This window comes from uncultured Shewanella sp., from assembly GCF_947501225.1.
Lineage (GTDB): Bacteria > Pseudomonadota > Gammaproteobacteria > Enterobacterales > Shewanellaceae > Shewanella.
The window spans coordinates 68,402-80,324 of the sequence record NZ_CANMUW010000017.1 but is presented as its reverse complement, the minus strand read 5'-3'; the positions used below and the strand labels follow the sequence as shown (position 1 = coordinate 80,324).

The 11,923-nt window shown below is 45.5% G+C and carries 12 protein-coding genes and 2 tRNA genes; 1 reads left to right on the top strand and 13 read right to left on the bottom strand.

The window, feature by feature from the left end; all coding sequences use genetic code 11:
• The 11 genes from Q1B47_RS18840 to Q1B47_RS18790 form a co-directional block, all read right to left on the bottom strand.
• A tRNA-Lys gene (locus Q1B47_RS18840) sits at positions 1–72 on the bottom strand.
• 57 nt (positions 73–129) lie between these two features.
• Positions 130–205 (bottom strand) — tRNA-Lys (locus Q1B47_RS18835).
• Between the two features lie 274 nt (positions 206–479).
• A complete protein-coding gene (gene ybgF, locus Q1B47_RS18830; protein ID WP_299797229.1) occupies positions 480–1,208 on the bottom strand; it encodes a tol-pal system protein YbgF in 729 nt (242 codons plus the stop codon).
• A 20-nt stretch (positions 1,209–1,228) separates the two neighbouring features.
• Positions 1,229–1,768 (bottom strand): peptidoglycan-associated lipoprotein Pal, encoded by a 540-nt coding sequence (gene pal / locus Q1B47_RS18825; RefSeq protein WP_299797226.1) that lies wholly within the window; start codon positions 1,766–1,768, stop codon positions 1,229–1,231.
• Between the two features lie 33 nt (positions 1,769–1,801).
• A complete protein-coding gene (gene tolB / locus Q1B47_RS18820; RefSeq protein WP_299797223.1) occupies positions 1,802–3,130 on the bottom strand; it encodes a Tol-Pal system beta propeller repeat protein TolB in 1,329 nt (442 codons plus the stop codon).
• A gap of 10 nt (positions 3,131–3,140) precedes the next feature.
• Positions 3,141–4,100: a cell envelope integrity protein TolA gene (gene tolA / locus Q1B47_RS18815; protein ID WP_299797220.1), complete on the bottom strand. Its 960-nt coding sequence runs from the start codon at positions 4,098–4,100 to the stop codon at positions 3,141–3,143.
• Between the two features lie 3 nt (positions 4,101–4,103).
• Positions 4,104–4,538: a protein TolR gene (tolR, locus tag Q1B47_RS18810; protein ID WP_299797217.1), complete on the bottom strand. Its 435-nt coding sequence runs from the start codon at positions 4,536–4,538 to the stop codon at positions 4,104–4,106.
• Positions 4,538–5,227 carry a protein TolQ gene (gene tolQ, locus Q1B47_RS18805; RefSeq protein ID WP_299797214.1) on the bottom strand — a complete coding sequence of 230 codons (690 nt, stop codon included), beginning with the start codon at positions 5,225–5,227 and terminating at the stop codon, positions 4,538–4,540. The genes tolR and tolQ overlap by 1 nt, the downstream gene beginning before the upstream one ends.
• Positions 5,217–5,615, bottom strand: a complete 399-nt coding sequence (gene ybgC, locus Q1B47_RS18800; protein ID WP_299797211.1) for a tol-pal system-associated acyl-CoA thioesterase — start codon at positions 5,613–5,615, stop codon at positions 5,217–5,219. Before ybgC ends, tolQ begins: the two co-directional genes overlap by 11 nt.
• A gap of 169 nt (positions 5,616–5,784) precedes the next feature.
• The gene (locus Q1B47_RS18795; protein WP_299797208.1) at positions 5,785–7,935 is read right to left on the bottom strand and encodes a prolyl oligopeptidase family serine peptidase; all 2,151 of its coding nucleotides are present in this window, start codon (positions 7,933–7,935) and stop codon (positions 5,785–5,787) included.
• A gap of 640 nt (positions 7,936–8,575) precedes the next feature.
• Positions 8,576–9,445: an OmpA family protein gene (locus tag Q1B47_RS18790; RefSeq protein ID WP_299797206.1), complete on the bottom strand. Its 870-nt coding sequence runs from the start codon at positions 9,443–9,445 to the stop codon at positions 8,576–8,578.
• A gap of 142 nt (positions 9,446–9,587) precedes the next feature.
• On the opposite strand from Q1B47_RS18790, the gene rnt reads away from it, so the two are divergent.
• Positions 9,588–10,259, top strand: coding sequence for a ribonuclease T (rnt, locus tag Q1B47_RS18785; RefSeq protein ID WP_299797203.1), 672 nt, complete (start codon positions 9,588–9,590; stop codon positions 10,257–10,259).
• Between the two features lie 102 nt (positions 10,260–10,361).
• On the opposite strand, the gene Q1B47_RS18780 is transcribed toward rnt, so the two are convergent.
• On the bottom strand, positions 10,362–10,883 hold the full coding sequence (locus Q1B47_RS18780) for an aminoacyl-tRNA deacylase (RefSeq protein ID WP_299797200.1): 522 nt from the start codon (positions 10,881–10,883) through the stop codon (positions 10,362–10,364).
• A 192-nt stretch (positions 10,884–11,075) separates the two neighbouring features.
• A complete protein-coding gene (locus Q1B47_RS18775) occupies positions 11,076–11,681 on the bottom strand; it encodes a peroxiredoxin C (protein WP_299797197.1) in 606 nt (201 codons plus the stop codon).
• Between the last annotated feature and the right edge of the window lie 242 nt (positions 11,682–11,923).

Genomic DNA, 11,923 nt, shown 5'->3' with positions numbered 1-11,923 from the left:
GGGTCGTGAAGGATTCGAACCTTCGACCAATTGGTTAAAAGCCAACTGCTCTACCAACTGAGCTAACGACCCATCTTGGTGTTACTTTTGCTTTGAATCTAACGAAAACATCGTACACTTTCAAAGAAGTGGTGGGTCGTGAAGGATTCGAACCTTCGACCAATTGGTTAAAAGCCAACTGCTCTACCAACTGAGCTAACGACCCATCTTATTTTGCTGATATATCAATATTAATAACCGACTATCAACTGGTTAAAGCCAACTGTATGTTTCTACAAGAAACAGAGCTAGTGACCCACCTGGCTCTTAAGAACCTGACCTAAGATTAAAGCTTCTTAACCAGTAGGCCCTCAAGCGACTCTGCCGCTCTGAGGGCGCCTATAATACCTTTTTCACCTTCTCTTGCAAGTGCAATTTTTGCATTTTTTGTTGTTTGCGTGAAAAACAGACTAAGAGTATGTTTCTTAGTTAAAATCAGATTAAAGCGCAGCCAGCTGCTGCTTAGCAATACGAGCAGCCGCACTGTTGGCGTACTCTTTAAGGACTTTCTGGTAATACCCTTTTGCAGCAGAGGCATTTCCGGTCTTCTCAGCAATCATTCCAAGCTTAACCAGGCTATCACCGCGTTTATTAGACTCGGTGAACTGATTAACGACAGTTTCGAATGCCCTCTTAGCCGTAGCGAACTCACCTTTATTATATAGGAGCTGTCCTAACCAATAATTGGCATTAGCCGCATAAGTCGAGTTCGGGTACTGCTTGATAAACTCACTGAAGGCAGGAATAGCTTCATCGTACTTTCTCTGTTTAAGCACCAGGTTAACCGCATGCTCATAGCTTGCCGTTTCACCTAGCGTCGATGAGGTCGATGTATTCACCTGTGAGGTGGAAGAGACAGCAGGTAGTTGTGCAGGCTTAGCAGATAGATTAGCGATATCATCATAGAGTTGACGCTGACGCTGTAACATCTGCTCAATTTGATAGCTTTGTTGCTCGTTTAAACCGCGTAGGTCAAGCACTTCCTGTTGTAACACATCTAAACGTTGCTGCATCTGAAATTCAGATTGCTGCTTCGCTTTTAAGATCCTTTCTAAACGCGCAATTCTTTCATCGTTAGAACCACCGGTCACATCTGTGACCGGAGCCGGTGCAGCGTTAGCTGCACCTACGCTGAGAAGAACTGCCGTCACTAATGCGGCACTTTTCATAAACACCTTCACCAACTAAATTAATAAACTAGAACTGCTCTTCGGTTTATTGCAAAACCTTCATCAGTACGAGACATATCGAGAGGCTTCTCTTCACCATAGCTCACTATGCTCATCTGGCTTGGTAATACACCCATCCCTTGTAGGTATTTAGCAACCGCCTTAGCACGTCTCTCGCCCAATGCGATGTTGTACTCAGGTGTACCGCGTTCATCAGCGTGTCCTTCAATCATCAAACGGACATTCGGATGTTCTACCAGATAGTTCCCGTGGGCCTGCAGTATTTCGGCGAACTGCATAGACACAGAGCTACGGTCGAAATCAAAATAGATAATGTGCTCCTTACGCAACTCTTGATACTTCAAGCGTTGCTGCTCTTCCGGAGTAAGGACTGGTGCAACACCGCCGGTTTCAACACCGCTACCGGTAGAGATTTCGCTTCCGGAGCCTGAAGTCGAACTGGAAGAGTCTGTATCCGACTCTGAAGTTGAGCTACATGCGCTGATAGCCATGATAGGAAGAGCAACCAGCATAGCTTTACACAGCTTATTGAGATCCATTTTTAATCCTTATTATTCTTTATCGTTAATATATTAGAGAAAAGGTGACCAAGAAGGTGATTTTACCTCCCCTTGACCCGTCGGTAGGCGGGCTTTAAAGCGTCCATCCGTTGAAACCGCCGCTAAAACTTGTTTACCTTGATAGGTTGTTCCATAGATCACCATAGTTCCGTTAGGTGCCACACTTGGAGATTCATCCAGGCGCGTCGATGTCAATACCTGCATGAAGCGAGTTTCAAGATCCATCCTGGCAATATTGAATTTACCATTGGTTCTATTCACAAATATCATGCTGCGACCATCGGGTGAGATTGAGCCACCTAAGTTCCACTCCCCCTCAAACGTCATCCTTTGTACCTTGCCGGAAGCTAACGTCACCTTATATATCTGAGGGCGACCTCCACGCTCGGAAGTAAATAATAAAGACTTACCGTCAGGGAACCATGATGCCTCTGTATCAATTGCATAATGATTAGTGACCCGCTTCAACGCCTTAGTATTGATATCGACAACATAGATCTCTGGCTGACCATCCTTAGATAGAGTCAAAGCTAATTTTTTTCCATCAGGAGAAAAAACCGGAGCACCGTTAATTCCATCGAAGCTGGTGATTTTACTACGAGATTGCGTATAAATGTCTTGAACAAATACTTCCGCTTTCTTGTTTTCAAAACTCACATAAGCAAGCTGTCGTCCATCGGGTGACCATGATGGTGACATCAGTGGCTCAGGAGAACGTAACAGCATCTGCTCATTATGCCCGTCATAATCGGAGATCATCAACTGATACGGTGACTTTTCACCATGTTTTACGACAACGTAGGCAATCCGGGTCAGGAACGCACCACGGATACCCGTTAACTTTTCATAGATAATATCACTGATACGGTGACCATATTGTCTGAACTGAGCTGCAGAGATGACGGTCTCACGACTATCAATCAACAGTTCCTCTTTAGATTGAGGACCCGTTCCTGACTGCATTTGAGTCTTAACGAGATCGACAAGATCGAAACTCACTAAATATTTATCTGTGCCATAGGGCTTGACCGCCCCCATAACTACAGCTTCAGCCCCAACGTTCGACCACTCTTTAGCCTTAAATTGGCTAATAGCACTGATATTGCGTTGAGGCAGGCTTAACTCATCCAGAGTTTTAAACGTACCACTTCGAGTCAGATCAGACATGATAACATCAGAAATCTGCTGTGGTACGGGCCCCTGCCCCTGCCACACAAAAGGCACTACTGCGATGGGTCTGGCCGCATCGACACCTTCGGTTATCACAATATCCAATGCTGCTCTTACAGGTGAGCTTAAAACAACCAGCCCTAGAAAAAGCCATTTCCCCAAAGTCTTCATATGACTCCTTTTAATTAAATTCGGGTTGAACGGTTAAGTTGATCTCTTTTAATTTGTTATATACGTCCGGCTCAGGCGAAACAGGCAAACGACCGGCTTTATTTATCGCCGTCTTAGTCGCTCTGCACACGACTGGATCACCTGACAATATTTTATTCGCCGTCACAAATCCATCATTCGCTAATCGAATAAAAATTCGGCAACTCTTCCCTCTCATCGACTCATCGACAACCAGGTTTCGTTGAATAGTGGCCCTTATCATGCTGGTATAACGCTGAACTTCGCTCATCACCTGCTTATTTCGAGTCTGCGACAGCGCAGCTTGCTCCGCAGCTAACGCATCTTGCATCATCTGCTCTTGCTGCTGACGTGCTCGCTCCTCCTCTTTACGCTTGCGCTCAGCTTCAGCCTTACGTTTACGCTCAGCCTCCTCCTTACGCTTACGCTCATCGGCGGCTTTTTTCGCAGCTGCCTCTTCCTGCTTTCGCTTTTCGGCAGCTTTTTTAGCGGCTTCCTCAGCGGCTTTACGCTCTTTCTCTTTTTGTTTACGGGCTGCTTCAGCCTTTTCTGCTTTCTCTTTGGCCTGCTTCTCTTTTAGTTGAGCAGCCTTGGCGGCATCGGCAGCATTTTTTCTTTCGATCTCTTTCTGTTTTCGCTCTCGTTCAAGTTTCTTAATACGAGCCTGCTCACGCTCTCTCTCCTGACGAGCCTGTTTTGCCTTACGCTCCAGCTCATCTTGCCTTGCTTTCTCTTTACGCTCGGCCTCTCTTTTTTCCGCCTTCAGCTTCTCAACATGCTGAGCGACCTTCTGCTGATCGACCACTACAGCCTGTACAGCAGGCGCACTCGCCTGAGGTTGAGGCTTTGGAGGCTCAGAAAAGTCGACCCCCAGGGCGAGAATGACTAATACGCCGACATGAATGCCGGCAGAGATCGCCAAAGGTAGGGTTATGCTTGCTTTATCTGCCACCGGCTACTCCTCGGGTGTGTCTGTCATCAAGCCCACCGAAGGTACACCAGCACCCTGTAATGTCACCATAAGCTGTATAACCTTCTCATAAGCTATGGCTCTATCGGCTTTAACGACAACCGGACGCTCCGGCTCTAACTGAATAATGGCTCCCACCCTAATTGCAATCTCCTCCAGATCGAGTGTTTGTCGATCACTGGAACTTCCTACATCCAGATAATAATCCCCGTCGGCATCGATAGATGCCACAACAGGCGGCTTACTGTCAGCAGGTAGAGATTCAGAGGCGGCTTGAGGCAGATCGACCTTAACTCCTTGTGTCACTATTGGAGCCGTTACCATGAAAATGATCAGCAGTACCAACATCACATCGATATATGGCACCACGTTGATCTCGGCCACCGGGCGCCGGCGCTTTCGCTGAAAACCCTGCTGCATTAGCCTTCATCCTTTTCGCTATACGCTTGGCGATGTAAAATACTTGAAAACTCCTCCATGAAGTTTGCATAAGACATCTCTATGGTGTCTACCTGAGTCGTAAAGCGGTTATAGGCAATAACGGCTGGAATTGCTGCGAACAGACCCATAGCTGTAGCAATCAGTGCCTCTGCAATACCCGGAGCCACCATAGCCAAAGTTGCATTTTCTACGGCGCCGAGGGCAATAAAAGAGTTCATGATCCCCCATACCGTACCAAATAGGCCGATGTAAGGGCTCGTAGAGCCTATTGTAGCCAGCAGAGGCAGATGTGTTTCCAGCTTCTCCATCTCTCTGGAAAGTGAGACCCTCATGGCACGATAACTTCCATCCATAACCGCGGCCGGCACTTTGCCATTTAACTTACTTAATCTGGCATACTCCTTAAACCCGGAGTGAAACAGTGCTTCCAAGCCTTCATTACCATCTTGCCTGGCGGAGATCTCCTTATATAACTTGTTAAGATCCACACCGGACCAAAACCTATCTTCAAACTTAATGGAGCTTTGCTTCGCCGATGTTAACAGGCGACGACGCTGAATAATCACAGCCCATGAGATCACTGACAAACTCAGTAAGGTTAACATCACAAACTTGACCAACAAACTGGCTTGTAAAAATAATCCAATAAACGAAATATCAGCTTCCACCTTTAAACTCCTGAGCAATATTTTGGGGAATGGCACGCGGTCTCATACGAGATAAAGTGATACAGGCAACTAAGATCTTACCCTCACAATATATGACGCCCTGCTCATCAACTAACCGTTGATGAAACATCAAAGACACTTTCTTAATCTCTGTGACAACAGTTTCGACAATAAGGTCCTGCTCAAACTTAGCTGGTCTGCAAAAATCCAGTTCGGCCTTTTTAACGACAAACGCAATATCCTCTGCTAACAGTGTGGTCTGCTTCACCCCAATATCTTTCAGCCATTCGGTCCTGGCTCGTTCAAAAAAGTTAAGATAATTTGAGTGATATACAACACCACCAGCATCGGTATCTTCGTAGTAAACTGAAATAGGCCAACGAAACATGGGTCTTAATTGCCAATCAATGATTTAAAACAGAGGGCTACTATACCTAGCCCAAATGAAATTGTGAATGCTTCTCAGCCGGACAGGATCACTATCTTCGTAAATTTTTGTTCATAAAAAAGAGGAGCCATTGCTCCTCTTTTTAACTGTCTTTATTTTTTAATGTCGGTTACTGAATTTTTGCCGGTATTTTCAAGCCAAAACTATCGAAAAGAAAACTATAGATATCGGCAAACTCATCTATCTTCATGGCTGTTGGTTTACCCGCACCATGACCGGCCTTAGACTCGATACGCATGATAATTGGCTCATCGCCCTTCTGCTTAGCCTGCACCATGGCTCCAAACTTAAAGCTGTGCAGTGGCACGACCCTGTCGTCATGGTCGGCCGTCATGACCATAGTCGCGGGATAGGCTCTTTCACTAACATTATGGTAGGGAGAATATGCCATCAGCGCCGGAAATTGCTCAGCAACATCTGCACTGCCATATTCGCTGGTCCAGGCCCAACCAATAGTAAATTTGTGGAAACGAAGCATATCGAGTACGCCAACCGCAGGCAGAACAGCAGCAAACAAATCCGGACGTTGAGTCAATGTAGCCCCCATCAACAAACCACCATTGCTTCGGCCATAAGCCCCTAATTTGCTGGTATTAGTGTAGTTATGCTCTATCAGATATTCGGCAGCGGCATAATAATCATCGAATACGTTCTGTTTCTTATCCAACATTCCCGCCTGATGCCAGCTTTCTCCGTATTCAGCACCACCTCTTAAGTTTGGTACCGCATAAATACCACCGAGATCCATCCAGGCGATATTTGCAGGACTAAATCGTGGCGTCAAAGAGATAGAAAAACCACCATAGGCATACAGCAAGGTTGGATTATCACCGGTTTTCTTTAGCCCCTTCTTATATGAGATCATCATAGGCACGCGCGTGCCATCCTTGCTGGTATAAAACACCTGCTCCGATACATAGTCATCAGGGTTAAAGGAGACTTTTGGCTCGGCATACAGAGACGAGGTCCCCGTCTTAAAATCAAACTTATAGGTCGTCTTAGGCTGTACATAGCTGTTAAAGACATAATAGAAATAATCTTTACTTCGCTTACCGTAAGGGCCGGCAACCTTTCCTTTACCAGGCAGGGTGACATCCTGTCTCTTATCGCCACTCAGGCTGAATATGGAGAGTTTACCCAATACATCATGCAGGTAGCTGACCACCAAGTGATCATTAATAATCTTTATGCTGCTTATAGGGTCGCTGGATTCCGGAATAATCGTTTGCCAGTTAGCCTTGTCACTGTTATTCACATCGATGGCAATCACTTTTCCATTGGGCGCATCGAGATCTGTCTTGAAGTAAAATATCGACTTGTCGTTACCTAGAAAACTGTATTCAGCTTCCAGATCGATAATCAACTCAACCACATCTGACTGTCCATCCAGAGACTTATAGAAGAAGCGATTTCTGCTATCAGTACCCTGCCAAACAGAAATTAGCAGATAGTCGCCGGCCTCAGAAACATCGGCTGCAAATCCCCAGTCTTTATTCTGCGGGCGCTCATAGATCAGTTTATCCTGACCTTGGTCTGTGCCTAACTGATGAAAATAGACCTTCTGGTTATAGTTAACATCTGCCAGTGCATTCCCCCCCTCTGGAGCATCATAACGAGAGTAGTAGACTCCGCTATTATCTTTATTCCAAACGGCGCTCGAGAACTTTATCCAATTAAGCTCATCGCTGAGTTTAGCTCCTGTTGCTATATCGACAAAGTGCCACTGCTGCCAGTCAGAACCGGACTTAGAGACCCCGTAAGCAAGCGTATTGCCATCATCACTCACTGATACCCCTGATAAGGCTACCGTTCCGTCATTGGATAGTGTATTGGGGTCAAGCAGCACCTTCTCCTTGCCATCGCTCCCCTTTACGAACAGGACCGACTGAGCTTGCAGGCCATCATTTCGGTAGTAAAAGGTGTTATCACCATGCTCAAATGGAGCCGAGACCTTTTCATAATTCCAGAGTCCGGTGATGCGATCGACAATCGCTTGTTTGTTTTCAATTCCTGCCAGATACTCATGCCCTTTCGCCTGCTGCGCCTTTACCCAGCTGGTCGTTTCCGGAGAGTCAACTTCGAGATAACGATATGGATCCGATACCTGCACGCCGTGTATCGTCTCTACCGTGACCGGAGGTTTAGTTATCTGGGGTGAAGCAGGCGCATCTTCCGAAGTGGTTGCCTGGCACCCCATCAAAGCGATACCGATTCCTGCGATTAAGAGGTGTTGTTTTTTTAGTATTGATCTAAATACCATCGTTGCCTTCCTGATGCTGAAATGATTCAAATTTAGCTTTAGTTATTATTGGAGGGAAAACCTCATTTAACGGAGTACTATACAAGTAAAAAAAATGATGGCAATGAAAGAAAATTTTTCTTCAAATCATTGGTATCAAACCCGGGTTAATATATCTGTAACATAGATTAATTATTTGAAGCGTTAAATTATGCATCAAATCTGCTTAAACACGCGCAAAGTGGCTGCATAACTGAATTTATCTATCTAGATCACACAAGCCCAAATAAGAAAAACTAATGCCGCATTATAATTTTTCTAGTTTGTTAGTTTAACAGGCTGACTCTATAATCCATCTCGTTTTCAGGAAGTGTCTGCACTGCAGATATGGAAACAAGAACTCTTAATTCCCGTGTCTGACACGTGAATTTAATCCCTGGTTCTTATGCTTGACTTCCTTCCTTCAATTTGTTGATTGCAATGCACATTTTGCAGCCCACTTAAATGATTAAGTGGGCTTTTTTTTGTCTTAAATATGTGACTATTTGCTCCGGCTGGTATCGGTTAGCCACGCTAATAAAAAGCCCAGCTCTCAGGCTGGGCATAATCGGTTACTCATCTGTTCAGATGGTATTATCCTGGGAACTTTCCCGACAGAGCATCACATAGGTTTACTAATCCTAATCACAACGCGCCTGTTTCTGGAGCGCTCATCGATGGTGCTATTTGAAGCGACGTGGTGGCGCTCACCATGACCCATAGTATGGATCCGCTCTTTAGTTATCCCCGCAGAAAGAAAGAACTGCTTAACCGAATCGGCCCTCTCCTCAGATACTTTCTGGTTGACAGAACGGCCACCATAGCTGTCGGTATAGGCATCGATCAACACCAGCTCAACTTCCGGATCGTAAGAAAGGTACTCCTGAATCTTAGCGATCTGCGCCTTAGCGTAACGGGTTAACTCAACCCCACCGAACTCATAGGTTAAAACAGTGAAAGCAATATCATCGAAACTGTAAGGCAACAGGCCGGCTAAACATGATTTAAATTCACTATATTTTCGATTGAAGTTCACGGCAGACAAGCCTACCGCTATCTTATTGGATCGGTTATACCAGTCAGCATAATAGAAGGTAGGCTGCATCCCCCTCTCTAACTCGGCTAACATAGACCAGGCTGCATTTCTCGGTACTTCGCCACTGAAATATTTCTGGTAACTCAGTTCAGTGATCTCTTTCGACAGGATCCCCGGGCGCCAGGACGGGGCAAGACTCATGAGTTTGGCCTGGGTAACCTGATCAGGCTTAACCCACATATCAAGACTGAAGTTCAAGTTATGATCTTTACCCGCGATACTGGTAAATACTGCTTTACCATAGGAGGGGATATCATGCTCAAGACGGCATATGATCGGAGTATTGTCACTGAGCTTCCATTGCGACTGATCGAGATCGGCCACATAATGGCGCAATTCAGCACTAGCCAGTAAAGGCATGCATAAGGTTAACGCCGACAATACTCTAAGCCACATATAAAGCACTCTTATTAATTCTATTACTTAATGCTATCGGCACATTTTTCTATACCTTTAGCTCATAATATGTACATTCAAACATGACAGCAATACCCAGTTGCAGCATAATAGCGGCCTGCTAACTATTTGGACATCTTTAATGAGCGATATTTGCGACGCCAATAAATTAAATCACCGTTTTCGAGGCTATTTTCCCGTTGTCATAGATGTTGAGACAGCCGGCTTCAATGCCCAAACAGATGCGTTGCTTGAAATCGCCGTCTCCATATTGAAAATGGATGATGAAGGTATAATCGGATTAGACAAGACACTGCACTACCATATCGAACCTTTCGAAGGGGCTAACCTTGAACCCGAAGCCCTCGCCTTCAACGGCATCGACCCCGGCAATCCGCTTCGAGGCGCTGTCAGTGAAAAAGAAGCTTTTTTAGAGATCTTTAAAGAGGTCAAAAAAGCGCAGAAGGCCGCTGGTTGTCATCGAAGTATAATCGTAGCGCATAACGCCGCATTCGATCACGGTTTCGTTTCTCAAGCAATCGAACGTAACGGACTAAAGCGAACCCCCTTCCATCCTTTTGCTACCTTCGATACGGCAACCATGGCGGGTTTAGCCATAGGACATACAGTCCTTGCTAAAGCCTGTGCAATGGCCGGTATCCCCTTCGACAATAATGAAGCTCATTCGGCACTTTACGATACAGAGCGAACCGCCGAGTTATTCTGTCTGATTGTTAACCGCTGGAAAGCATTAGGTGGCTGGCCTTTAGCCGCCCCCGATACCGATGAGACAAACGATGATGAAGGTGCCTGATGGCGCAAACCTGCTCATATGAGTGATTGAGCCTTATATAAGTTGCACAGACAAAAAAGCCAGTGAGTTCACTGGCTTTTTACTAGCTGACTATTACCCGACTCATAACCACCTATCTCGACTCGATCTCTCCCACAGGCGTGGTGCCCCCATGTTAGCTCCCTGAATATTGCCATGAGGCACTTTAGAAACCAGCTTGGCATAATCTTGCGAACTCAGTTTCAATAAGTTTTCATGATCGCCGGATTCGATATAGACAGGTTCTGCAGACAGCAAGCTATCATCTACCAACATAGGCATATGATAAGCACGCCCCATCGCAGGTATCGCTCCCCTGGCACAATCAGGAAACAGTTCCTTGAGTTTACGTTCACTAACCAGGTGATAATTTTTACCCATAAGGTTTCCGACTTCGGGCAGTGACAGCCGCTTATTTGCGGGCAGTGAAGCCATCAGATACTCTCCATCATCATCTTGTAGCACCACAGCTTTACTGACTCTGGCGGCGGGAAGATGAGCGGAACGAGATGAATCTAATGATGTTTGAGTTTGGCGGTGCCCTATATTTTCATAGTGCACATTGTGGTTGTCCAGATACTCATTAAGTGTAATTGCAATGGCCATAAACACCTCCTTCGCTATAGAAAGAATAAGTGCCACAGCGCATTTGATCAAGCTTAGTAGCGGCGATTACTCAGAGGGATGTCATCATATAAACCGGATTAAAACTGGAGGAGAAAAACAAAAAAAGCCAGCTGCGTAACACAACTGGCCCTATAACAATCAAAAAATAATTACTGATTTAAAATCAATAAATTACAGATCGTCAGCGTTATCATTCAGGTAAGAAGCTACACCTTCAGGGCTGGCATCCATACCTTTGTCACCCTTCTCCCAGCCGGCAGGACATACATCACCGTGCTCTTCGTGGAACTGAAGTGCATCGATCATACGTAGCATCTCATCGACGTTACGGCCCAGTGGAAGGTCGTTAACCACCTGGTGACGAACCATACCTTCTTTGTCGATAAGGAATGAACCACGGAAAGCAACGCCCGCTTCAGGATGCTCAACATCATAGGCCTTACAGATCTCATGCTTAACGTCGGCAACAAGTGTGTACTGAACAGGACCGATACCGCCTTCGGCAACAGGTGTGTTACGCCATGCATTATGGGTAAACTGAGAGTCGATAGATACACCGATCACCTCTACACCGCGCTTCTTGAACTCTTCAATACGGTGATCGAATGCAATCAGTTCAGATGGACAAACGAAAGTGAAATCAAGTGGGTAGAAAAAAACTACCGTTGGCTTGCCTTTAATCGCTTCGCTAAGGTTAAAGCTATCGACGATTTCGCCATTACCAAGTACAGCTGCAGCAGTGAAGTCAGGTGCCGGACGGCCTACTAATACGCTCATTTTATATCTCCATCTATGGATTGAAAAAACGTTTTTCGTTTATATCTTATGGCATTATAGGCAGTGTTTAGACGGGCACAAGCAATTTGAGAGCAATATCACCTTTTTTAAAAGATTATTCATCTCGGCGTATAATATCTGCCCTTAATGACCCTACTTTATTTGATGTTTTTCACAGTTCGCCTCACTATTTTCCACACCGGGTTAACATAACCGAACTTTTATCAGATAAATCCTCTCTA

Coding starts and splice junctions, on each gene's coding strand:
- pal (WP_299797226.1), bottom strand. CDS start 1,768: ATGGATCTCAATAAGCTGTGTAAAGCTATGCTGGTTGCTCTTCCTATC.
- rnt (WP_299797203.1), top strand. CDS start 9,588: ATGAGCGATATTTGCGACGCCAATAAATTAAATCACCGTTTTCGAGGC.
- tolR (WP_299797217.1), bottom strand. CDS start 4,538: ATGCAGCAGGGTTTTCAGCGAAAGCGCCGGCGCCCGGTGGCCGAGATC.
- ybgF (WP_299797229.1), bottom strand. CDS start 1,208: ATGAAAAGTGCCGCATTAGTGACGGCAGTTCTTCTCAGCGTAGGTGCA.
- Q1B47_RS18780 (WP_299797200.1), bottom strand. CDS start 10,883: ATGGCCATTGCAATTACACTTAATGAGTATCTGGACAACCACAATGTG.
- Q1B47_RS18775 (WP_299797197.1), bottom strand. CDS start 11,681: ATGAGCGTATTAGTAGGCCGTCCGGCACCTGACTTCACTGCTGCAGCT.
- Q1B47_RS18795 (WP_299797208.1), bottom strand. CDS start 7,935: ATGGTATTTAGATCAATACTAAAAAAACAACACCTCTTAATCGCAGGA.
- tolB (WP_299797223.1), bottom strand. CDS start 3,130: ATGAAGACTTTGGGGAAATGGCTTTTTCTAGGGCTGGTTGTTTTAAGC.
- Q1B47_RS18790 (WP_299797206.1), bottom strand. CDS start 9,445: ATGTGGCTTAGAGTATTGTCGGCGTTAACCTTATGCATGCCTTTACTG.
- ybgC (WP_299797211.1), bottom strand. CDS start 5,615: ATGTTTCGTTGGCCTATTTCAGTTTACTACGAAGATACCGATGCTGGT.